Origin of the sequence: Sphaerisporangium sp. NBC_01403 (assembly GCF_045040145.1) — a bacterium.
In the GTDB taxonomy this organism is placed as follows: domain Bacteria; phylum Actinomycetota; class Actinomycetes; order Streptosporangiales; family Streptosporangiaceae; genus Sphaerisporangium; species Sphaerisporangium viridialbum.
In genome coordinates, this window is sequence record NZ_CP109534.1 from 1,697,964 (window position 1) to 1,720,597 (window position 22,634).

Genomic DNA, 22,634 nt, shown 5'->3' on the forward strand with positions numbered 1-22,634 from the left:
GAAAGGTTCGTGCGTCGTTGGAGACTTCGCTTTACCAGGGTGACGACAGAGGGCTACGATCGGTAGCGATTTCCGCTCACACCGTGAGCACACTTGGGTTAGCGGAATGGTTAGTCAGCTTAAATGTCCCTATTCTGATGGTAGGTGAGACATGCCCCCCGGCAGCGATGTCGACCCTCACGAGTCCCCGCGTGCCCTTTTCGCCTTCGAACTGCGTCGGCACCGGGCCACGGCGAAGCTCACCCAAAGGCAGCTCGCCGAGCGCATGGGGTATTCCGACGCCATGGTCGCCATGGTCGAGACCGCCAAACGTCCCCCGTCCGAGCGCTTCGCCGAGCTGTGCGACGAGGTCTTCGGCCTGGACGGCACCATGAAGAGGCTGTACATCGCCACCACCTGGAACAAGGCGCCAGAACATTTCCGGCCCTGGCTGGAGGAGGAAGAGGAGGCGACGGCCCTGAGGGGCTGGGAGCCGATGCTCATTCCCGGCCTGTTCCAAACCGAGGCCTACGCCCGAGAGATCTTCGCGGCCGAACCCGACATCACCAGCGCGGAGATAGACGAACGTGTCGGGGCCCGCATGCAGCGGCAGTCGATTCTGCATCGCGAACACCCACCCCTGGTGGCAGTCCTGATCGACGAGGCTGTAATACGTCGCCCAATGGGAGATATGGAGATCATGCAGGGGCAGTTAGGGTACTTGCTTGAGGTCGCTCAACATCCACGGGTGACCATTCAGATCGTGCCCTACTCCGCACAGGCGCTCTGCGGTCTTCTGGGAGGATTCATCATCGCTGAGCGCAACGGAGTGCCCCAGACGGCTTACGTGGAAGCGCAGCCCAACGGGCGCACTGTGGAGGACCGCAACATGCTCGCGAAGCTTCTTCGCCGGTATGACGCGATCAGGGCTGAAGCCCTACCGTCTAGTCAGTCCCTCCAGCTCATCAAGGAAGCGGTGAACCAAAGTGGATCATGACCTTCGGGGTGCGCGGTGGCGCAAGAGCACTCACAGTGGCGGCGACGGCGGTAACTGTGTCGAGGTGGCGTCGAACATTCCTGGTCTGTTCGCGGTCAGGGACAGTAAGAACCCGGCCGGTCCGGCGCTGGTCTGCGCGCCCGGCGAGTGGTCCGCGTTCGTGAACGGCGTCAAGAGCGGCACGTTCTGCTGAGAAGCACGCGGGACGTTCGTCTGAGAAGCACGCGGCAGGTTCGTCTGAGAAGCATGGCGGCCCTCGGCGGACGAGCCCTGTCAGCCCGCCCAAGAGGCGCCGTCACCGTCAAGCAGTGACCACACACGCCCGGCCGCCCCAGCGGCCGGGCGTCGCTTCGGCTCCGAACAATGACCTCGCCGTATATGACGCGATCGAAGCCAAGGTCGTACCGTCGAGTAATTGTCAAGACCCGTGGATTGGCGACCCAGCGGGGAGACTGGGGTTGAGTCTCCCGTAGGGGGAGGCGCGAGAGTGCGGGCATGGACGGCGACACGCTCTTCACGATCGGTGACCTGGCCCGGCGGACCGGGCTGACGGTCAAGACCATCCGGTTCTACTCCGACACCGGGATCGTGCCGCCGACAGACCGCAGCCCGGCTGGCTACCGGCTCTACGACATCGGCGCGCTCACACGTCTGGATCTGGTGCGCACCCTGCGTGACCTGGGCCTCGACCTTGCCGTCATCCGGCAGGTGCTGGACCGGGAGGTCTCGGTGCCCGAGGTCGCGGCCGCGCACGCCGATGCCCTGGAGGTGCAGATCCGCACTCTGCGACTGCGGCGCGCTGTGCTGCGCGCGGTGGCCAAACGCGGCTCCAGCCCCGAGGAGATGGACCTTATGCACAAGCTCGCCAAGCTTTCCGACGACGAACGCCGACGCCTGATCACCGACTTCATCGACGACACGTTCGGTGGGCTCGACGCCAACGCCGACTTCGTCGACATGATGCGCTCGGCCATGCCCGAACTGCCGGACGACCCCGAACCCGAGCAGGTCGACGCCTGGGTGGAACTCGCCGAGCTCACCCAGGATCCCGACTTCCGCGCCGCCGTGCGCCGCATGGCGGAGTACCAGGCGGCCGAGCGCGCCCGAGGCGACCGCACCGGCTTGCACCACGATCTCACCGAGACCGTTCGGGACAGCGTCGGCCGCGCGCTCGATGCCGGCATCGGTGCGGCCTCGGCCGAGGCCGCACCGATCATCGACGCCCTCACCGCCCGCTACGCGCAGACCTTCAGCCGCGCCGACGACGCCGACTTGCGCCAATGGCTGCTGACCCGCCTGGAGATCGCCGGCGACCCCCGCGCGGAACGCTACTGGCACCTGCTGGCCGTGATCAACGGATGGCCCGTCCCGCCCAGCCTGGCGCCGGTGTTCACGTGGTTCGCACAAGCCTTGCGCGCCCGCACTGGGCAGCAGTCCCGCGTGGAGTAGTCCCGCGTCTGGCGGCCAGCCCGGTCCTCGCGGCTTTGATCAGGCCGCGAGGGTCTCGGGGCGTTCGACAAGGCGGCCGGCCTCGAAGCGGGCTCCGGTGCGGACGAGGGCGACGAGGTGGGGTGCGTTCACCGCGCGCCACCGCTGTTGGGCGGACTCGACGAGTTTGAAGACCATGGCCAGGGCAGCGGTGCGGGAGCCGGCACCGCGGGTGACCTTGGTCCGCAGCCGGACGGTGGAAAAGGTCGATTCGATGGGGTTCGTGGTCCGCAGGTGGATCCAGTGCTCGGCCGGGAAGTCGTAGAACGCCAGCAGTTGGTCCTGGTCGTCGGTGATCTTCTTGACGGCCTTGGGGAACTTCGCGCCGTAGAGCTTGGCGAAGGTTTTGATCGCCTGTGCCGCGTGGTCGCGGTCCTCGGCGTTGTAGATGTCCTGGATGGCCTTCTTCGCGCCCGGCTGCGCGGACTTCGGCATGGAGTCGAGGACATTGGCTGTCTTGTGAACCCAGCACCTCTGCTCGCGGGTTTCGGGGAACACCTCGGCCAGGGCCTTCCAGAAGCCCAGGGCGCCGTCCCCGACCGCGAGCACCGGGGCGCGCATGCCCCGGCGGGCGCAGTCGCGCATCAGATCAGCCCACGACTCACCGGATTCGCGGTAGCCGTCCTTTAGCGCGACCAGCTCCTTGGAGCCGTCGGCGCGGACCCCGACGAGCACGAGGACGCAGGCTTTGGCCTCCTCCAGGCGGACGTTGAGGCGGATGCCGTCGGCCCACACGTACACGTAGTCGACGTCAGACAGGTCGCGGTCCATGAAGGCGGCGTGGTCGGCCTGCCACTGCTGGGTCAGCCGGGTGACCGTCGCCGGGGAGAGCCCGGCGGAGGAGCCGAGGAATTGCTGCAGAGCCGGCACGAAGTCGCCGGAGGACAGGCCGTGCAGGTAGAGCAGCGGCAGCACCTCGCTGATCTTCGGCGACTTGCGGCACCACGGCGGCAGGATCGCGGACGAGAACCGCTTGCGCTCGCCGGTGGCCTCGTCGACGCGCTTGTCGTTCACCCGCGGCGCCTTCACCTCGACCGCACCGGCCGCGGTGGTGACCTGCCGGGGCTGGTGATAGCCGTTGCGGACCACCAGGCGGCGCCCCTTGTCGTCGCGCTCATCGGCCAACTCGGCTATGTATGCGTTGACTTCGGCCTCCAGCGCGGCGGCCAGCATCCGCCGTGCGCCGTCCCGGACAATCTCATCCAGCAGCGAACTGCCGCTTGGCGTGGTGTCGTCCTGGTTGACTACCGTAAGCACGGGCGTGCCTTCCCGGCCGACGTGGCAACGTCGGCCTTGCTCGATGACCTATCGATCGATCCATCGGGAAGGTACGCCTCCCTTCCGCCAGGAGTGATCCACAGGTATTGAGCATTGCTCCCCGGCCCCGGTCCGGTGCTGGTCTGCGGGCCCGGCGAGTGGTCCGCGTTCCTGAGCGGTGTGCTTCAGGACGTGCCGCCGAAGTCGACCTCCTTGGTCTCGACTGTGCCGGCCGTCCGCCCCGGCGCCGTCTGGTAGGTCCAGTACAGGTTCGTGTGCGCGATGACCTGGGCCGGCGGCGGCGCCCCCCATGCCGTCTGGTCCTCCGTCGTGTGGGCGTCGCTGACGAGGGTCGTGTCGTACCCCCTGGCGAACGCGCCGTGGAGCGTCGAGCGGACGCACGCGTCGGTCTGCGCGCCGACGACGACGAGCCGCCCGACTCCGAGGCCGGACAGCACGGTCTCAAGGGTGGTGTCCTCGAAGGAGTCGCCGTAGCTCTTCTCGACGAGCGGCTCGGCGTCGCCCGGAGTCAGCTCGGGGACGATCAGCCAGTCATCGCTGCCCCTCACGGTCTGCTCGTCGGAGTGCTGGACCCAGACGACGGGGACCCGCTCCCGCCGCGCCTTCTCGACGAGGCCGCCGATGTTCGCGACGACCGTGTCGCGCTCGTGAGCCGCCCCGACGACGCCGTTCTGCACGTCGACGACGAGGAGGGCGATGTTCGGCCGGTTCTCGAGTGTGGTCATGGTCTCCCCTTACTCACGCTGGGCTCCTGGGTCCACTCACGCTAGACCTCCCCACCGACAACTCGCCCGGGACGAACCTCGGTCCGCCCCTCGTGGGCATCCTGCCGCGTGGGCCGCGGAGCGCCGGAGCGGCGAAGACGCGTGATGAGCGCTTGGAGCAGGGCTCCGAGGAGCGCGGCGGGAACGGCGACGGCCACGCCTTCGACCAGCATGATGTTCAACATGCCGGCGGTGAACCCCGCGTCGGGCAGCTTGAAGCAGGCCGGGGGCCTGGTGGCGTACAGGTCGACACAGCGGCCGGCCGTGTTCAGCCCGAGCTGCGTGATGCCCGTGGCCAGGAATCCGGTGGTGAAGACGGCGAGCGGGATCAGCACGGGACGGTGGCACCGGGCGCGTGCGCCGACGGTCGCGGCGACGAGGGCCTCGGCCACCACGGCGAGGGCGACGAAGCCGCTGTAGACAGCGGTAGGGAAGTGGTCGAGGTCCTGCCGCACCGAAACGGGCAACGCCGCCCTGAGCACGTACACGAGAGCGACACCGGCCACGGCGAAACCCGCCGCGCCGGCGAGCCCGGTGACCAGTGCGCCCTCGATCCGGTACGGACGCCCTTCGGGGGATCGTCGCCGGCGGGCGACGACGGTGATCGGTACCAGCCATAGCAGGGCCAGGGCGGGCAGGGTCAGCGGGCTTTCGATCACTTCCAGCAGCGCCGGAGAGTTCATCTCGGCCCAGTGGACGAGGAGCGCGTACCAGCCGGGAGGGCTCTGACGCGGAGGCGGCGGCTCACCAGGGGTCAACCCCAGCAGCCCTGGGACGTCGTGAGTGGCGACCCATACTCCGAACCAGGGGAAGAACGCGACGGTGCCGGCGGCGGCCACGGCGGGCAGCGCCCACCGGCGGTCGCCATGGCCCAGGACGGTGTGCGCCACCGAGGCCGTCCAGACGGCCAGCGTCACGGCACCGGCGAGCATCAGGACCGCCGCCACCAGTGGCTGCTCCACCCCGCCGGTCACCAGAGTCGTCCACCCGAGGAGCGTGGAGAGCCAAGACAGCTGCTCACCGAGCAGGTATCCGCCGACGAGCACGACCGGCATCGGCAGGATGACGCGCACGGGCAGGCGATGGGCCGGGGCGCGCACGGTGGCCCGCCACACCGCCGTCACCAGCGGCAGCACCATGCCGAGCACGCAGAACATCGCCGTCGCGACCGAACCGATGAGGAACGTCGTCGGCAGCGCCTGGGTCAGGAGGTGGCGCAGGTTGACGGCGATCATCGAGGTGGCCAGACCGGCCGCGAACAGTTCCCACAGCCTCGGCGAGAGCATCGTCGCCGGGTCGTCGATCGCCCGCATCCGCCGCGCGGGGTGGGGGTGGGTCCCCAGCGCGGCGCGCCACCGGCCGGGGCGGGTGAGCCCGTCCACCACGGCGCGCAGCGCGGCGGCCGGTCGATCGCCCTCGCCCTCGCCGACCCGGGCGTCGGCCTGGATCTCCCGCACCCGCAGGATCGCGTTGCGGGTCAGGTACATCAGGCCGGTCAGCGCCAGCAGTCCCAGCCCGAGGCCGACGAATGTCGACGCGTAGGGGGCGAGCAGGAACACCGGAGCGCGGTGCAACCCGGCCGCCCGGCTGAGCCGTTCGAGCTCATCGGCCAGCTCGGGGCAGTCCTCGCGGACGATCGGGGTCAGCCGGCGCCTGCGGACGAACCACAGCGGGTAGGCCCAGTAGATCAGGACGGCCACGGTGAACAGCGCCGCGGTGCAGTACATCGCCCAGGAGACCTGCTCGGCGTAGATCGGCCGCAGGCACTGTCGCACCCGTTGGACGGCGTCGGCGGACCGCGTGAGGTCGGCCTCCGTGACCGGGTGCATGAACTGACGCTCCCTGCCCCAGCAGGTCTGCATCGCCGTCGCCATCCGGGCACCGTTCGTGGGCACCACGATGCCCCACAGGAACATGTAGATGATCGAACCCGTGACCAGCACGGTGCTGACCAGGAGCCCGAACAGGACCGTCGTCCCGGCGGGCGCTCGACGCGGCCCGTGCGCGGCCCTGCCCGGCGGTTCGGACGCCGGCGCCGCACCGGTCACAGGGGCTCGGCCCAGCCCGCGCCTTGCCCGGGAGAGCCTGTGGGCTGTCCGGTTGAGCTCGTGCGGTCCCCGGGCAAGCTTGCGCGGATACCGATGGAGCTTGTGCGGTCTCCGGGCGTGCCGGTGGGGCTGATGCGGCCCCCGGGTGAGCCCGCGCGGTGTCCGGCGCCGACCACGGCGTCGGCCATGACCTGCGCCACATCCTCGTCGTGCCCGCAGCGGACGACCACGTCCACGACCATCTGGCGAACGTGAGCCCACTGCCGGTCCGTCAGCTCCACCGGGGCCTCGTCCGGGCCGGTCCGGCCGCCGGTGGCGCCGAACAGCCGGCGCACCGCGGCTCCGCCGCGTACCAGTCCCGGGCGGATCGCCTCGCTGAACAGGTACTGGGTCACCTCCGTCGCCGCCGCGAGCGCCACCGGGGTCAGCAACAGCACGATGCCGGTGTCACCTATCCTCAGCGGCCCGCCGCCGCCGGCACCGCCCGCCAGCGAGCGTTCGGGATCGGCGAAGTACGCCTCGCTCATCGCCCGGAGCGTCGGCAGCTCGGCCGGCCGCACCCGCGCGATCACGACCCTGGCGATGTCGGTGACCAACGCCTGGTCGATGTCCGAATCCACCCGTAGTCTCCCTGCGATAGCCCTCTGTTACACCTGCCGGGGCCAATACTGGAGGTATACGAGGGGCGTCGTCCGGCAATTTCGTAAATTGCCGTGCCGAGCGGGCGAGTGCGGCGACGCGTTTATTACCGCTGAAGGCCCGCATAAAAGGCGAGACATTAAACGCTACCCTTAGTGATATCCCGATTACCGGCGGCTGAGTGGGAAGCCGTCCTCAAGGTAGAGGCTCGCCGTGCCGGTGTTTCGTGCGCACGCTCTGATCCGTGCAGCAAGCCCCGGTGCGAGCAGGCCGTCGAGCTCATCGGGCGGGACGAAATCGATGCGGTCGATCTCGACCTGATCGAGCCGGATATCGGCCACTTCCCTCGCGCCGAGAACCCCGCCGTCGAAGACGAACATCAGCCCGCAGTCCCAAGGCGGGTGCGGTGAAACCCAGTCCACGCAGAGGAGGGGTCCGATATCGGGGGTGATGCCGAGTTCTTCGGTGATCTCGCGGGTGCAGGCGGCGTATGGAGACTCGTCCCTTTCGAGCATGCCGCCCGGGATATCCCAATGGTCTTTGTACGTGGGATGCACCACCAGGACCTTGCCGGATTCGTCGCGAAAGAGCGCGCCGGCCGCCGCGCGGATCCGCGCCAGCCCGGCGATGTAGGCGGGAAGAGGCCCCTCGTCAGAGTCATGCATCCGACGAGCCTATGGCGTGCCAGGCGGCTTGCTCCCTTAACGGGCCCGGCGATGTCCGGATACGTGGGCGTGGGAATATGCGGGGGTGCGGCTTTCATGCCGGGCGCGGAAATGCAAACGGCCTCCATAATGGGCGCCCGCGATCGGTGCCGCCGGCCGCCTGGATTGAGAACCTCACACACTTTGATATGGCGCCTACCGGCCTGTCAAGACGTGCCCGACCACATGTCTGAACGAAAGATGAACGATGTTGACGGCTTCAAACGGTCAATGTACATTCTGTGAACTTGAGACGGGGGAACGATGCATCCGCAGGTCAGCTAGGAGGCGACCCTTGTCACGTCCGGAGCGAATAGCCCATTCGAAGATCACTCGCAAGTTCAGGTCCGCTGGACAGCAGCTCTTATTCGCCCAAGGCAAGGGAGGCGAGGTCTCGGACGCGAACGGCGCGAGGTACATCGACTTCGTCATGGGTTATGGCCCGGTGATAATCGGGCACTCCGACGACCTTTTCAACGAGATGGTGTGCGGTCATCTGGTCAATGGCGTGATGATGCCGGGATATACGGTCTTCCACCAGGAATATCTGGAGCGTCTGCTCGGAGACCGGCCCGGAGACCGCGGCGCCTTTTTCAAGACCGCCTCCGAGGCCGTCACGGCCGCGTTCCGGCTGGCCGCCATGCGCACCGGGCGCCTCGGCGTCGTCCGCAGCGGCTACGTCGGCTGGCATGACGCCCAGATCGCCAACTCCCTGAAGTGGCACGAGCCGCTGCACTCCCCGCTGCGCGAAAGGCTCAGGTACACCGACGGGATGCGCGGCGTCGGCGGCTCCGAGCCCGCGCTGAACTGGGTGGACCTGCGCCTGGAATCCCTCGCCGAGCTCCTGGACCAGCACAGGGGGAGCCTGGGCTGCTTCGTCTTCGACGCCTACCTCGCCTCCTTCACCACCCCGGAGGTGCTGCGCCAGGCCGTCGCCATGTGCCGCGACGCCGGGCTGCTGACCGTGTTCGACGAGACCAAGACCGGAGGGCGCATCTCGCCGCTCGGCTACGACCACGACCACGGCCTCGGCTCCGACCTCGTGGTGATCGGCAAGGCACTGGCCAACGGGGCGCCGCTGAGCCTCCTGGTGGGCGGGGCCGAGCTGCTGGCCCACGCGGAGCGGGCCCGGCTCAGCGGCACGTTCTCCAAGGAGATGATCGCGGTGTACGCCGCCCTGGCGACCAGGGACATCCTGGAGAAGCCCGCCGGGGACTCGCCGGACGGCTGGGCGGAGATCGGCAGGATCGGCACCCAGGTGGCCGCGACCATCACCTCGGCCGCGCGGGACGCCGGGGTCGCCTCCCTGGTCGGCGCGAGGCCGGTGCTCGGCGGCGGCATGTTCGAGCTGACGTACGCCGACGAGGTGCTCGGCGACAAGGAGGGCAGGGACGCGCTGCTCAACGCCTTCGCCGCGGCCGGCATCCTCCTGCTCGAAGGCCATCCGTCCTTCGTGAGCCTCGCGCACCGCGACATCGACTGGGGCGAGTTGCGCGACCGGGCACACCAGGCCTTCGAACAGTGGACCGCCTCGACGGGAGCGAACCGTGAATGACCCCGTACGCATCGCCCTGGTCGGCTGCGGCCGCCAGATGCGGCAGAACCTCTTCCCCTTCTTACAGCGCGTCCGCGGCCACCAGATCGTCGCCTGCGTCGACCCCGACCTCTCCCTGGCGGCGGAGATCCAGGCGCAGACGTACGGCGCGGTCTGCGCCGAGTCCGTCGGGGGGCTGGACCTCTCGACCGTGGACGCGGCGGTGATCGCCGTCCCGCCCGAGCCCTCGTCCCTGCTCACCCGCCACCTGGTCGAGCGCGGCGTCGACTGCTTCGTGGAGAAGCCGGCCGGCCCGTCCACGCCCGCACTGGAGGAGCTGGACCACGCGGTACGGCGCAGCGGGCGCAACGTCCAGGTCGGCTTCAACTTCCGGTACGCGGAGACCCTCGCGCGCCTGCACGAGCTGACCAGGGCCACCCGCGCCACCCCGTGCTCGGTGACCATCGACTTCTACAGCCGCCACCCGTCGGCTCCGCAGTGGGGTGTGGACACGACGCTGGAGGCGTGGATCCGGCACAACGGCGTGCACGCCCTGGACCTCGCCCGCTGGTTCGTGCCCTCCCCGGTGGTCCAGGTGGACGCGCACGCCATTTCGGGCGGCCCCGACCGCTTCCAGGTGGTGGTGATCCTGCGCCACCTCGACGGCTCGCTCTCCACGCTGCGCATGGGCAACAACCTCAAGCGCTTCCTGGTGAGCGTGAGCGTGCAGGGCACGGACGGCAGCCGCTACAGCGCCCCCTCACTGGAGCGGGTGACCTGGGACCTGGACGCCGGCACGCCGCTCGGGCAGGAGCTGCACAGCACGCGCAACCTCGACCATGGGTGGGCCAGGAGCGGGTTCGGGCCCGAGCTGGCCTTCTTCATCGAGTCCTGCCGGCGTTCCGCGTCCGTACGGTCTCTGGACGGCCTGACCGGCGACGGCGTGGCCGGCGACGGCCTGACCGGTGCCGAGGACGGGCCGGGGGTCGGCGACGCGCTCGCGGCGTCGGCGCTCTGCGACCGGGCGCTCGAAGGCCTCGCCGCCCCCGCCGCGAACGGCTTCGGCGTGGTCACGCACCCGATGCGGGCCTCGGCCCAGGTCGGCTAGGTGACCTTCTGCGTCGAACGGCCCGCCGTGCCCGTGGGGGTGTGGGGGTGGCTGCGGGGGCACCTGCGGCGGCACCGGTGGCTGCTGGCGGTGTTCGCCGCCGCGTCGGTCGCGGCCAACCTCTGCGCCACCCTCGTCCCCGTGTACGTCGGCGAGGCGTTCGCCCAGGCCACCGGCTCCAGCCCCGGCCTCGCGCCGGTCGCCGCCGCGGCGGTCGCGGCGGGCCTGCTGGCGGCCGGCCGGTTCGTCGCCGACGTGCTGTCCAGCGGCTCGATGGAGGTCATCGCCCAGCGGGTCAAGCGGGACGCCCGCGACGAGCTGTACCGCAGCCTGCTGGGCAAGCGCCTGTCGTTCCACGACCAGCAGCGCATCGGCGACCTGCTCGCCCGGGCCATCAACGACGCCAAGCTGGTCGACTACATGTTCAGCCCGGGGATCGCCACCGCGTTCAACGGTCTGCTGGCCCTGCTCGTGCCGATCCTGTTCATCGCCTCCATGCACGCCTGGCTGCTGCTGGCGCCGGGCCTGATGGTCGTGGTGTTCGGCTTCGCCCTGCGCCGTCACCTGCGCAGGCTGCACCCGCTGACCATGCGCACCCGGGAGGCCTTCGCCGACCTCAACGACCGCTTCACCACGACCCTGAGCGGCATCTCCACCGTGAAGGCCGCCACCCAGGAGGAGCACGAGCGGCGCGCCTTCGCCGAAGCCGCGGCCGCCTACCGGGACGCGTACGTGAGGCGCGGGAAGGCCCAGGCCGTCTACCTGCCCGCGCTCAGCTTCGCGCTCGTCATGGCCGTCGGGTCCCTGCACTCCCTCCAGCTCTACAGCGAGGGCACGCTGACCCTCGCCCAGGTCGTCACCTACCTCGGCTGGCTGGTGCTGTTCGCCCAGCCGGTGACCATGTCGGAGCAGGCCGTCCCGGTCATCCAGGAGGGCGTCGTCGCCGCCGCGCGCATGCGGCAGATCATCGGCGGGGACTCCAGCGAGCGGGAGGACACCGACGGCACCTCGGCCTCGGTCGAGGGCGCGATCACCTTCGACCGCGTCCGCCTCACCCTCGACGGAAGGGAGATCCTGCGCGACGTCTCCTTCCACGTGCCCGCCGGCCGGACGCTCGCCGTCGTAGGCCCCACCGGCAGCGGCAAGAGCATGCTCACCAAGCTGGTCAACCGCATGTACGACGCCACAGGGGGGCGGGTGCTGATCGACGGCAGGGACGTGCGCGCGTGGGAGCCGGGCGCGCTCCGCCGCCAGATCGGTCACGTGGACCAGGAGACCTTCCTGTTCTCCAAGAGCGTGCTGGACAACATCGCGTTCGGCTCGCCGGCCGACGCCGGGTACGAGGCCGCCTACGAGGACGTCGTGCGCGCCGCCAAGCAGGCGTGCGCCGACGACTTCGTCCAGGGCCTGGACCAGGGGTACGCCACGATCCTCAACGAGGGCGGGACCACGCTGTCCGGCGGGCAGCGGCAGCGCCTCGCCATCGCCAGGGCGCTCCTCACCGACCCGAGGATCCTCACCCTCGACGACGCCATGAGCGCGGTGGACGCCCGCACCGAGAAGACGATCACCGAGGCGATCGAGCGGGTGACGGCGGGACGTACGACGGTCCTGGTCTCGCACCGGCCCGGCCAGATCCGGCGCGCCGACATGATCCTCCTGCTCGACGCCGGGCGCGTCGTCGACCAGGGGACGCACGACGAGCTCATGGGGCGCTGCGCCCTGTACAGGGAGATCTACAGTGGATGACACCGGCGGGCACGCGACCAGGCGGACCCCGTGACCGAGCTGTTCACCGGCCTGCGCGGCGACGACTACGACCGCGTCTACGGCAACGCCAGGCTCCTGGCCCGCATCCTGCGCTACCTGCGGGCGCACCGCGGTGCCATGCTCGCCTCCGCCGCCCTGGTCGTCGGCTCGGCGCTGCTCACCGCGTCCGTCCCGGTGCTCATCGCGCGGGTGATCGACCAGGTCAGGGACGGGCTCGGCCTGGGGTTCCTGGTGAGCCTCTACGTGGTCGCGGCGGCGGTGCTGGCCTGGCTGATGAACTGGGCGCGCCAGGCCCTCACCGCCCGCCTGGTCGGCGAGGTGGTGTACCGGCTGCAGCGCGACGCCGCCGACGCCGCCCTCGCCAAGGACGTCGCGTTCTACGACGGTAACTCGGTGGGGCAGGTGATCAGCAGGGTCACCGGCGACACCGAGGGGTTCAGCTCGGTCATGACCCTGACCCTCAACCTGCTCAGCCAGCTCTTCCTCGTGGTGCTGCTCGGCGGGGTGGTGTTCTGGATCGACCCCGGCCTGGGCCTGATCATCGTGGCCGCGCTGCCGGTGCTGCTCGGCGCGGCGCTGGCGTTCCGCAGGGTCGCGCGTACGGCCGCGGCGAGCACCAGGCGGGTGATGGCCAAGGTCAACGCCAACGTCCACGAGTCGATGATGGGCATCTCCGTCGCCAAGAGCTTCGGCAGGGAGTCGACGGTGTACCGCGACTTCGACCAGGTCAACCGGCTGTCGTACGTCGTCTACATCAGGCAGGGCCTCATCTACGCCGAGATCCTGCCGCTGCTGACGCTGCTCGCCGGCCTCGCCACGGCGGTGGTGCTGTACGAGGGCGGCCGGTTCGCGGTCCTCGGACGGCTGTCCCCGGGCGAGTGGTACTTCGCACTCCAGGCGCTCGGGATGCTGTGGCAGCCGGTGACCCAGGCGGCGTCGTTCTGGAGCCTGTTCCAGCAGGGCCTCGCCGCCAGCGAGCGGGTGTTCGCGCTGATCGACAGCGAGCACGCCATCGTCCAGCGGGGCGACGACCCGGTGGGGAGGATGGACGGCGAGATCGAGGCGCGCGGCCTGCACTTCCGCTACGGGACGCGGGCCGCGGTCTTCTCCGGCCTCGACCTGCGCATCGGCGCGCGGCAGACGGTCGCCGTCGTCGGGCACACCGGGGGAGGCAAGTCCACGCTCGCCAAGCTGATCACCAGGGCGTACGAGTTCCAGGAGGGCGAGCTGCTGGTCGACGGCCGCGACATCCGCTCGCTGGACCTGAAGGAGTACCGGCGGCGGGTCGGCGTCGTCCCGCAGCACCCCTTCCTGTTCGCGGGCACGCTCGCGGAGAACATCGCCTACGGCAGGCCGGGCGCGGGGCGCGAGGACGTCGAGCGCGCCGTCGAGCGGATCGGGCGGCAGGTGTGGAACCGGTGCGTGCCGCTGTCCCTGGACGACCGTCTCGCCTCCGGTGGGCAGGGGGTGTCCGTCGGCCAGCGGCAGCTCATCGCCCTGGCCCGGGTGTTCGTCCAGGAGCCCGACATCGTGATCCTCGACGAGCCGACGGCGAGTGTGGACCCGCTGACCGAGCGGGGCATCCAGAACGCGCTTACCCGGCTGTTCGCCGGCCGCACCGTGCTGGTGATCGCCCATCGGCTGTCCACCATCCGGCGGGCCGACCGCATCCTGGTCCTCCACGAGGGCAGGGTGGCCGAGGACGCGGGCTTCGAGGAGCTCCTCCGCAGGGACGGCCCCTTCGCCGCCCTGTACGCGACCTACTACGCCTACCAGCGGCCCGCCGCCGAGCCGCGGCACTCGGGCATCTCGGACCATCCGCGGTGACCACCGTGACACCGGGTCCATCCAGGGAGCCCTGGTCTCCGGTCGCGGGCCGCCGACACCCTGCTCGCCGGTTCGTGACGGCGAGCAGGGTGTGACGCGTGGCCCCGGTCCAGGGATCAACGGGGCCACGGGGCGTCAGCTGCCGTAGACCTCCATTTCCCAGAGGGAGTAGCCGTAGCCGGTGGCGCGCTGTGTGCCGTACATGCGGACATAGCGGGCGGTGGTGGCGGTGAAGGTGAGATCGTCGGTGCCACCGTCGGAGGTGGTGGTGGTGTAGGCGGGTGTCCAGGTGGTGCCGTTGGTCGAGGTCTCGATGCGGTAGGCCTTGCCGTAGGCGGCCTCCCACGTGAGCTTCACCCGGTTGACCGAACGGTTCGCGCCGAGGTCGACGGAGATCCACTGCGGGTCGGAGAAGGCCGAGGACCAGCGGGTTCCGGCGTTGCCGTCGACCGCGTTGGCGGCGGCGGTGCCGGCGTTCTCCACCGAGGAGGCGGTGACCGGACGTCCCTGCGACAGCAGCCCCGAGGTGGGCGGCGGGGTGGGCGTGACGGTGGGCGTGGGCGTGGGTGTGGGAGCGGGGCCCGTGGTCAGGATGACCTCGTCCAGGTCGAACAGCGACCCCGCGCCCCCGGTGAAGACCAGGAACAGCGGGCCGGTGGCGGTTCCGGTCAGCGTGGTGGTGACCGACTGCCAGTTCTCCCAGCCGCCGGTCACCGGGACGGTGACCGATCCGAGCAGCGTGCCCGTGGCCGAGCCGGACCGCACCTGGATGGTGCCGCCCGCGCCCGCCGACGCGACCCGCGCCGTGATGCCCGTGGCTCCGGCCGTGGAGACGCCGGAGAAGCCGAGCCAGTCGCCGTTGTCGATGTAGCCGACCGCCTTGCCGCCGTGCGCGCTGGCCTTGTCGACGACCTGGGTGCCGAGCTGGGAGGTGAAGCTCTCCGCCTGCGTGGCGGGCGAGGGCGGCGGCGCCGTGCAGTCACCCGTGGCGACCCCCGCCGCCCACCGGATGCCGCCGAGCAGGTGGGTGCGGAACAGCGGTTCCGCGTACGACTGCTGCGTGTGGCCGAGACCGGTGTACCAGGCGCGCCCGCCCCGGAAGGGGTGGCACCACGCGATGGGGTGGTCGGCGCCCATCGACCCGCCGGTGTAGGTCGACTCGTCCAGCGTCGCCAGCACGTGCGCGACGTCACGCGGGTTGGTGCGGTAGTTGTACAGCTCGTCGGTCCGTACCCAGGCGGCGGGAAGCTGGGCCGTCGAGGGGTGGACGCGATCCTCCACCCGGACGGTGACCTGCTGGATCGCGGGGTGGGAGGCGAACCAGGCACCCACGAGCTGACCGTAGTACGGCCAGTCGTACTCGGTGTCGGCCGCCGCGTGGACGCCGACGTAGCCGCCGCCCGCGGCGATGTAGGACTCGAAGGCGGTCTGCTGGGTGGCGTCCAGCACGTCGCCGGTGGTGCTCAGGAAGATCACGGCCTTGTACTGTGCCAGGTTGGCCGTGGTGAACGCGGTGGCGTCCTCGGTGGCGTCGACGGTGAAGTTGTTCGCCGTGCCGAGGTCCCTGATGGTCTGGATGCCGACGGGGATCGAGTCGTGCCGGAACCCCGCCGTCTTGGAGAACACGAGCACCTTGTAGGCGGGATCGGCCGCGAGGGCGCTCTGCGCGCCGATCCCGAAGACCGCCAGGATGAGGGCGCCCATGAGGGCGACCAGGAGCTTAGACACCGTAGACCTCCATTTCCCAGAGGGAGTAGCCGTAGCCGGTGGCGCGCTGTGTGCCGTACATGCGGACGTAACGTGCGGTGGTGGCGGCGAAGGTGAGATCGTCGGTGCCGCCGTCGGATGTGGTGGTGGTGTAGGCGGGTGTCCAGGTGGTGCCGTTGGTCGAGGTCTCGATGCTGTAGGCCTTGCCGTAGGCGGCCTCCCACGTGAGCTTGACGCGGTTGACCGAACGGTTGGCCCCGAGGTCGATGGACACCCACTGCGGGTCGGAGAAGGCCGAGGACCAGCGGGTTCCCGCGTTGCCGTCGTTCACGTTGGCGGCGGCGGTGCCGGCGTTCTCCACCGAGGAGGCGGTGACCGGACGTCCCTGCGACAGCAGCCCCGAGGTGGGCGGCGGGCCCGATCCTGTGCCCAGGGTGAAGTCGTCCAGGTCGAACAGCGCGCCGGCGCCCCCGGTGAACACCAGGTAGAGCTTGGTCGTGCCCGCCGGAGCCCCCGACAGGGGAGCGGTGACGTCGGTGAAGGTCTCCCAGCCGCCGGTCACGGGCACGGTCGCGGTGCCGAGCAGCGTGCCGGTGGGGGAGCCCGCCCTCACCTGGATGGAGCCGCCGACGCCGCCCGAGCTGACCCGCGCGCTGAACGACGGGATGCCCGAGAGGACGTACGGGTCGAACTCGATCCAGTCGCCGTTCTCGATGTTGCCGACGGTCTTGGCGCCGTGCGCCGTCGCCTTGTCGAACAGCGCGATGCCCTGCGAGGTGGTGTAGTGCTCGGCCTGGCGGGTCTTCGGCTGGGTGACGACCTGCGCGTGCGTGGTCAGCCCGCCCGCGTCGGTGTACTCGGCGTCCCAGACTCCGAACAGGTTGGCCGCCCCGTCGTGCTCACCGTTGAGCGGGGTCTGGATCGTGCCGGTGCAGCCGGTCGCCGTGGCCATCGGATGGCCGTGCGTGTCGTGCCCCAGGATGTAGTTCATCTTGACCCGGGAGCAGTCGATCGTGCCGTCCTCGGCGTCGGTCGCGGTGATCCGGTACGGCACGGCGTCGCCGAAGGAGAACACCTGGCCGTTCTGCGGGAGCTGGATGCTCACGTTCGGCGCGGTGTTGCCGACGGTCACCGTGACGTTGGCGGTGGCGGTCTTGCCCGTGCTGTCGCGTACCGTCAGCGTGACGATGTAGGTGCCGTTGGTGGTGTAGGTGTGGGTCGGGTTGGCCGCCGTCGAGGTGCCGCCGTCGCCGAAGGCCCACGAGTAGGTGATCGCGTCGCCGTCGGGGTCCGAGGTGCCGGCCGAGGAGAACGCCACGCTGAGCGGCGCCTTGCCGCTGAGCGGGGTGCCAGAGGCGACCGCGATGGGCGCCCGCCCGCCGGTACCGCCGCCGATGTACTCGATGCGGTAGAGGGCGGAGTCGGCGTTGCCGTTGAACCACCCGGTGCCGTAGTCGAGCACGTACAGCGCACCGTCGGGACCGAAGGCCATGTCCATCACGGTCTTGCCCGACCAGGGGAAGGGCTGGATCGCGCCGCGGCTTCCGTCGGCGTTGACGACGATGTCCTTGATCCACCCGCGCTGGAGCTCGCCCGCGAAGAAGTGGCCGTCCAGCGACTGCGGGAACTTGACCGGCGAGCTGACGTTGGTGTTGTACCGGTAGACCACGCCGCCCATCGGCGACTCGGCGCCGCAGCCGAACTCCGGCAGGTTGCAGCCGTCGTAGGTGATCCACGCGGCCTTGGCGGGCGGGAGCTTGGCCTGCCCGGTGTTGTTGCGCGAGCTGTTGGTGGGGCCGCCGGCGCAGTCGTACTTGGCGCCGACCGTCCCGGTGGCGTAGTCGAAGTGCGCGTAGGTCTCCGCCGGGGTGTTGTTCCCGGTGCAGTACGGCCAGCCGTAGAAGCCGGGCGAGGTGATCCGGTCGAACTCCACCTGGCCGCCGGGGCCGCGCGGCCCGGCCGCGCCGGCGTCGGGGCCGTAGTCGCCCAGGTAGACCACGCCGGTGGCCTTGTCCACGCTCATACGGAACGGGTTGCGGAACCCCATGGCGTAGATCTCGGGCCTGGTGTTCGCCGTCCCGGGCGCGAACATGTTGCCGGCCGGGATCGAGTACGAGCCGTCGGCGTTCACCTTGATGCGCAGCACCTTGCCGCGCAGGTCGTTGGTGTTGGCCGCGCCGCGCTGCGCGTCCAGGAAGGGCGCGCGGCCAGGACGGTCGTCCATCGGGGCGTAGCCGTCGTTGAAGCCGGGCTCGGTGTCGTCGCCGGTGGTCAGGTACAGGTTGCCCGCGGCGTCGAAGTCGATGTCGCCGCCGACGTGGCAGCAGGCGCCCCGGTTGGTCTTGACCTCCAGGACGGTCTTCTCACTGGCGGTGTTGAGGGTGTTGTCGGCGTTCAGCGTGAAGCGCGACAGCCGGTTGACGCCCTCGAAGCGGGCGAAGTCGGCCGGGGTGCCGTCCAGCGGGGAGCCGTTCGGCGGGGTGTTCAGCGGCGGGGCGTAGTACAGGTAGATGAACCTGTTGGTGGCGAAGCCGGGGTCGACGCCGACGCCCTGCAGGCCCTCCTCGTCGTTGAAGTACACGGCCAGCTTGCCGGAGACCTTGGTGTTCCCGGCCGCGTCGGTGACGCGCACTGTTCCGTCGCGGGCCGTGTGCACGACCGAGCGGTCGGGCATCACGGCCATGGACATGGGTTCGCCCACCTCGGCCACACCCTTGGCGAGGGTGACCTGCTGGAACTGGGCGGGGTCGACCGGCGCGGCGTGCGCCGGAAGCGGTTGCGCGAGCAGGGCCAGCGCCAGCAGCGTGGCACCGGCCCATCGGCGCATCGAGGGCATCGAGGGCATTGCGGCATCCAGAGGGTGGGGGGTGACCGGGGTCCCGCGGGTGCGGGACCCCGGTGGCGCTCACTGGTAGACGCGGACGTAGTCGACGAGCATCTTCTGCGGGAGAACGGTGGTCGCGTCGGGCGGGCCCGGCCAGTCGCCGCCCACGGCGTTGTTGAGGATGATGAAGAACGGGTGGTCGAACACCCACGGCCCGCGCGTCGCCTCCAGCGTCGCCCGGTCGACCGTGTGGATGGTGTTGCCGTCCACCGTGAACTTCATGCCCTGGCTGTTCCAGTCGACGGCGAAGACGTGGAAGTCCGACGCGAAGTCACCGGCGATCGAGTACGGCGAGCCGAACCCGCCGCCGCCGAAGTACGCGGGCGCGTGGATCGTGGAGTAGACCGTCTGCGGCTCACGGCCGAGGTGCTCCATGATGTCGATCTCGCCGACGTACGGCCAGGGCCTGCCCTGGTCGAAGAAGTCGGCGCCGAGCAGCCAGAACGCCGGCCACAGGCCCTTGGTGCCGGACACCTTGATCCGGGCCTCGACGCGGCCGTAGGTGAAGCTGAACTTGCCATAGGTGTTGATCCTGGAGGAGGTGTACTGGCACGGGCCGCCGGGGCAGGCCGATCCGGCCGTGGTCTGCCTGCGGGCCTCCATCACGAGGTTCCCCGCGCCGTCGGTCGAGGCGTTGTCGTTGTCGGTGTAGTACTGCAGCTCGTTGTTGACGCCGGGCCCGATCTCGGGCTTCCACTTGGCCGCGTCGGGCTTGGTGCCCGCCGGGCCGTTGAACTCGTCGCTCCACACGAGCTGCGGGGGGTTGCGCGGGTCGGGCGGGAGCGGCGGCGGGGTGATGGGGGCGCCGCCGGTGCCCCAGACCTGGAACTCCCACAGCGAGTAACCGTAGGCGGTCGCCCGCTGCGTGCCGTACATGCGCACGTAGCGGCCGGTGCCGTTCACGGTGAGGGTCTGCTTGAACCCGGTGCCGGTGGTCGTGGAGTAGATCGGGGTCCACGTGGCGGCGTCGGGCGAGGTCTGGATCTGGAAGGCCTTGGCGTACGCCGGGTCCCACTGGAGGATGACCTTGTGGATCTGCGCGGTGGCGCCGAGGTCCACGTAGATCCAGCCCGGGTCGACCCAGCCGGTGGTGGAGCTGGTGGCCCAGCGAGTGGCCGGGTCGCGGTCGAAGGCCTTGGCCGCCGTGCAGCCTCCGCAGTTCACGTCGTCCTGCGTGGTGGAGGCCACGCCGGGCCTGCCGTACGACAGGAGCTTGTCACCGCCGGGGTCGACGGTGGGGGTGATGGTCGGCGTCGGGGTGGGCGTGGAGGTCCCCGAGCCGGTGTGGACGATCACCTCGAACAGCGAGTCGCCGTACGGGGTGGCCCGCTGGGTCATATAGATCCGCAGGTAGCGGCCCGTGCCGGTCACGGTGAGGTTCTGCGTGCCACCGGTGCCGGTGGTCGTGGAGTAGACCGTGGTCCAGGCGTTGGCGTCGGCGGAGAGCTGGAGCTGGAAGGCCGTGGCGTAGGCCGCCTCCCAGACCAGGGTCACGCCGCAGACCTGCTTGGCCGAGCCGAGGTCGATCTGGAGCCACTGCGGGTCGCTGAACGCGCTGGCCCACCGGGTGCCGGCGTTGCCGTCCACCGCGTTGCCCGCCGGGAAGGCGGCGTTCTCCGTGGAGGAGGCGGTGGCGGGACGTCCCTGCGCGGCGTTGTCGGTGCCGCAGCCGGTGGGCGGCGCCGTGGTGCCGTAGACCTGGAACTCGAAGAGCGAATAGCCGTACGCCGTGGCCCGCTGTGTGCCGTACATGCGGACATAGCGCCCCGTGCCCGTTACCGTGAGATCCTGCGTGCCGCCGGTGCCGGTGGTCGTGGAGTAGATCGAGGTCCAGGTGGCGGCGTCGGCCGAGGTCTGGATCTGGAAGGCCTTGCCGTAGGCGGCCTCCCAGTTCAGCACCACACGGCTGATGCTCGCGGTCGCGCCGAGGTCGACCTGGAGCCACTGTGGGTCGCTGAACGCGCTCGCCCACCGGGTGCCGGCGTTGCCGTCCACCGCGCCGGCGGCGGGGAAGGCGGCGCTCTCCGACGAGGAGGCCGTGACCGGTCTGGCCTGTGACAGCAGGCTGTCGGCCGCCATGGCCGGTGCGAGGGTGAAGCAGGACGTGATCACGATGATCGCGGTGGCGACGAGCAACCCCAAGCGAAAGCGGCTCGGGCTGCGGGAAGAACTCACGGCGTCTCCTCGGCAGGCATGGGGGGTTCGGGGAGCGCTCCCGGAGACCGAGAGTGCGCTTTCCGGTCAGGGGCTGTCAAGGGCCCAATTAACTCGGAGGAAACCTTGCGCACATCCGTCCGCAATCGTCGATGCGCATCTGAGAGCGCTCTCAAGCCGCTCTCGACCTACTCCTTTTCACCCTCTGACCTGCGTGAACGGTGAGGGAACAGAGAGAGCGCTCCCTGCGGGCGAGGGCGGATCCGGTGTCCAGGTCACGACGATCGTTATCGGCGAACCCGTTGACACGGGGGGCGCAACGGAATGAACCTTCTCAGGGAGCGCTCCCTCCATGATCATTAATAGCCCCCCAGGGAGGGTCTATGGGCAAGCTTCGCCCCGGGATGCTCGTCACCCCGCTGCTCGCTGCCGTACTGGCCGTCGGCGTGACCGCTTGTGGCGGTGACGGCGGTGGCGGCACGGGTGCCTCGTCGGGTGCCTCGCAGCCGGCCGAGAAGATCAAGCTGACCGTCGCGCTGTTCAGCGACTTCCACTTCGCTCCGCTGTACGAGGAGTTCAAGAAGACGCACCCGAACGTCGAGATCGTCGAGCGCCGGGCACAGTTCAACGACCACCACAAGAACCTCACCACGCAGCTGGCCACGGGGGCGGGCGCTGCCGACGTCGAGGCGGTCGAGGCCGGCTACATCGCCACGTTCAGCCCGCTGGCCGACAAGTTCTACAACCTCAACGACTACGGCCTCGGCAAGCGCCAGAGCGACTACCTCGACTGGAAGTGGAAGCAGGGGCTGTCCCCCGACGGCACCAAGCTGCTGGGTCTCGGCACCGACGTCGGCGGCCTCGCCATGTGCTACCGCACCGACCTGTTCAAGAAGGCCGGCCTGCCCACCAACCGGGACGAGGTGTCGCAGCTCTGGCCCACCTGGGAGGCGTACCTGGAGGCGGGCAAGAAGTTCGTCGCCGCCAAGGTGTCGGGCGCCAAGTGGTTCGACGGCCCCGGTGAGAACTTCCGCGCCATGGTCGACCAGGCCCCCGTCGGGTTCTACGACGAGCAGAACAACCTGGTCGCCGGCACCAACCCCGACGTGAAGAAGGCGTTCGACCTGTCGGCCCAGATGATCCAGGCCGACGAGTCCGCCAAGCTGGCCGCCTTCAGCCCGCCGTGGAACACCGGCCTCACCAAGGGCTCGTTCGCGACCATCATCTGCCCGTCCTGGAAGACCGGCAGCATCAAGGACGCGGCCCCGACCACGTCCGGCAAGTGGGACGTGGCGGCGGTGCCCGGCGGTGGCGGCGGCAACCAGGGCGGCACGCACCTGATGGCCCCCAAGCAGGGCAAGCACCCCAAGGAGGCGGCCGAGCTCATCGACCTGCTGACCAACAAGGACACCCAGCTCAAGCTGTTCACCGACGCCGGGGCCCTTCCCTCCATCCCCGCCCTCTACGACGACCCGACCATCACCGGGTTCAAGAACCCGTTCTTCAGCGACGCGCCGACCGGAAAGATCTTCACCGACGCCGCCAAGGCCCTCAAGCCGCAGCACGTCGGGCCGAAGGCCGGCGACGTCCTGACCGCTTTCGGCAACGCCCTCCAGCGCATCGAGCAGGGCAAGCAGACGCCGGAGGAGTCCTGGGCGCAGTCGCTCAAGGACCTCGAAAGGATCAAGTAGCCCGCCGGGGGTGGTAACCCGGTGACACCGGGCCGGCCACACACCTGCCGGACGCGCCGCCG

General features: G+C 69.9%; 16 protein-coding genes. 8 read left to right on the forward strand and 8 right to left on the reverse strand.

What is annotated here, in order from left to right:
• The first annotated feature begins 151 nt into the window (after nt 1-151).
• From OG589_RS07345 to OG589_RS07355, 3 genes are all read left to right on the forward strand, one after another.
• Nucleotides 152-976 carry a helix-turn-helix transcriptional regulator gene (locus tag OG589_RS07345; RefSeq protein ID WP_405147340.1) on the forward strand — a complete coding sequence of 275 codons (825 nt, stop codon included), beginning with the start codon at nt 152-154 and terminating at the stop codon, nt 974-976.
• Entirely contained in the window at nt 966-1,169 is a 204-nt protein-coding gene (locus OG589_RS07350) for a DUF397 domain-containing protein (protein ID WP_405147342.1), read from the forward strand. The genes OG589_RS07345 and OG589_RS07350 overlap by 11 nt, the downstream gene beginning before the upstream one ends.
• A gap of 302 nt (nt 1,170-1,471) precedes the next feature.
• Nucleotides 1,472-2,425 (forward strand): MerR family transcriptional regulator, encoded by a 954-nt coding sequence (locus OG589_RS07355; protein ID WP_248966142.1) that lies wholly within the window; start codon nt 1,472-1,474, stop codon nt 2,423-2,425.
• A gap of 39 nt (nt 2,426-2,464) precedes the next feature.
• Here the strand turns inward: OG589_RS07355 and OG589_RS07360 are convergent, their stop codons facing one another.
• From OG589_RS07360 to OG589_RS07380, 5 genes are all read right to left on the reverse strand, one after another.
• A complete protein-coding gene (locus OG589_RS07360) occupies nt 2,465-3,721 on the reverse strand; it encodes an IS256 family transposase (RefSeq protein WP_405147344.1) in 1,257 nt (418 codons plus the stop codon).
• A gap of 185 nt (nt 3,722-3,906) precedes the next feature.
• Nucleotides 3,907-4,467, reverse strand: a complete 561-nt coding sequence (locus tag OG589_RS07365) for an isochorismatase family protein (protein WP_405147346.1) — start codon at nt 4,465-4,467, stop codon at nt 3,907-3,909.
• Nucleotides 4,468-4,508: 41 nt separating this feature from the next.
• The gene (locus OG589_RS07370; RefSeq protein ID WP_405147347.1) at nt 4,509-6,554 is read right to left on the reverse strand and encodes a hypothetical protein; all 2,046 of its coding nucleotides are present in this window, start codon (nt 6,552-6,554) and stop codon (nt 4,509-4,511) included.
• Nucleotides 6,551-7,174, reverse strand: a complete 624-nt coding sequence (locus tag OG589_RS07375) for a hypothetical protein (protein WP_405147348.1) — start codon at nt 7,172-7,174, stop codon at nt 6,551-6,553. Before OG589_RS07375 ends, OG589_RS07370 begins: the two co-directional genes overlap by 4 nt.
• 186 nt (nt 7,175-7,360) lie before the next feature.
• Nucleotides 7,361-7,858 carry an NUDIX domain-containing protein gene (locus OG589_RS07380; RefSeq protein ID WP_405147349.1) on the reverse strand — a complete coding sequence of 166 codons (498 nt, stop codon included), beginning with the start codon at nt 7,856-7,858 and terminating at the stop codon, nt 7,361-7,363.
• A 334-nt stretch (nt 7,859-8,192) separates the two neighbouring features.
• Between OG589_RS07380 and OG589_RS07385 the strand changes: the two genes are divergently transcribed.
• Genes OG589_RS07385 through OG589_RS07400 form a run of 4 tightly spaced genes read left to right on the forward strand, consistent with a single transcriptional unit; the run spans nt 8,193 to nt 14,136 of the window.
• Nucleotides 8,193-9,452, forward strand: coding sequence for an aminotransferase class III-fold pyridoxal phosphate-dependent enzyme (locus OG589_RS07385; protein WP_405147351.1), 1,260 nt, complete (start codon nt 8,193-8,195; stop codon nt 9,450-9,452).
• Complete coding sequence (locus OG589_RS07390) at nt 9,445-10,539, forward strand: Gfo/Idh/MocA family protein (protein WP_405147353.1); 1,095 nt, start codon at nt 9,445-9,447, stop codon at nt 10,537-10,539. The genes OG589_RS07385 and OG589_RS07390 overlap by 8 nt, the downstream gene beginning before the upstream one ends.
• Nucleotides 10,540-12,288 (forward strand): ABC transporter ATP-binding protein, encoded by a 1,749-nt coding sequence (locus OG589_RS07395; RefSeq protein WP_405147354.1) that lies wholly within the window; start codon nt 10,540-10,542, stop codon nt 12,286-12,288.
• 30 nt (nt 12,289-12,318) lie between these two features.
• Nucleotides 12,319-14,136 carry an ABC transporter ATP-binding protein gene (locus tag OG589_RS07400; RefSeq protein ID WP_405147355.1) on the forward strand — a complete coding sequence of 606 codons (1,818 nt, stop codon included), beginning with the start codon at nt 12,319-12,321 and terminating at the stop codon, nt 14,134-14,136.
• Nucleotides 14,137-14,271: 135 nt separating this feature from the next.
• Here OG589_RS07400 and OG589_RS07405 read toward each other — a convergent pair whose 3' ends face one another.
• Genes OG589_RS07405 through OG589_RS07415 form a run of 3 tightly spaced genes read right to left on the reverse strand, consistent with a single transcriptional unit; the run spans nt 14,272 to nt 20,902 of the window.
• Entirely contained in the window at nt 14,272-15,864 is a 1,593-nt protein-coding gene (locus OG589_RS07405) for a ThuA domain-containing protein (RefSeq protein ID WP_405147357.1), read from the reverse strand.
• Entirely contained in the window at nt 15,857-18,688 is a 2,832-nt protein-coding gene (locus tag OG589_RS07410) for a PQQ-dependent sugar dehydrogenase (protein ID WP_405147358.1), read from the reverse strand. The genes OG589_RS07405 and OG589_RS07410 overlap by 8 nt, the downstream gene beginning before the upstream one ends.
• A gap of 60 nt (nt 18,689-18,748) precedes the next feature.
• Nucleotides 18,749-20,902 (reverse strand): discoidin domain-containing protein, encoded by a 2,154-nt coding sequence (locus OG589_RS07415; RefSeq protein WP_405147359.1) that lies wholly within the window; start codon nt 20,900-20,902, stop codon nt 18,749-18,751.
• A 362-nt stretch (nt 20,903-21,264) separates the two neighbouring features.
• On the opposite strand from OG589_RS07415, the gene OG589_RS07420 reads away from it, so the two are divergent.
• The gene (locus OG589_RS07420) at nt 21,265-22,572 is read left to right on the forward strand and encodes an extracellular solute-binding protein (RefSeq protein WP_405147360.1); all 1,308 of its coding nucleotides are present in this window, start codon (nt 21,265-21,267) and stop codon (nt 22,570-22,572) included.
• Nucleotides 22,573-22,634 lie beyond the last annotated feature (62 nt).

What these genes read in the sequence shown, in the direction of transcription:
- OG589_RS07420 (WP_405147360.1), top strand. Translation starts at nt 21,265, where the DNA reads ATGGGCAAGCTTCGCCCCGGGATGCTCGTCACCCCGCTGCTCGCTGCC.
- OG589_RS07410 (WP_405147358.1), bottom strand. Translation starts at nt 18,688, where the DNA reads ATGCCCTCGATGCCCTCGATGCGCCGATGGGCCGGTGCCACGCTGCTG.
- OG589_RS07355 (WP_248966142.1), top strand. Translation starts at nt 1,472, where the DNA reads ATGGACGGCGACACGCTCTTCACGATCGGTGACCTGGCCCGGCGGACC.
- OG589_RS07365 (WP_405147346.1), bottom strand. Translation starts at nt 4,467, where the DNA reads ATGACCACACTCGAGAACCGGCCGAACATCGCCCTCCTCGTCGTCGAC.
- OG589_RS07380 (WP_405147349.1), bottom strand. Translation starts at nt 7,858, where the DNA reads ATGCATGACTCTGACGAGGGGCCTCTTCCCGCCTACATCGCCGGGCTG.
- OG589_RS07345 (WP_405147340.1), top strand. Translation starts at nt 152, where the DNA reads ATGCCCCCCGGCAGCGATGTCGACCCTCACGAGTCCCCGCGTGCCCTT.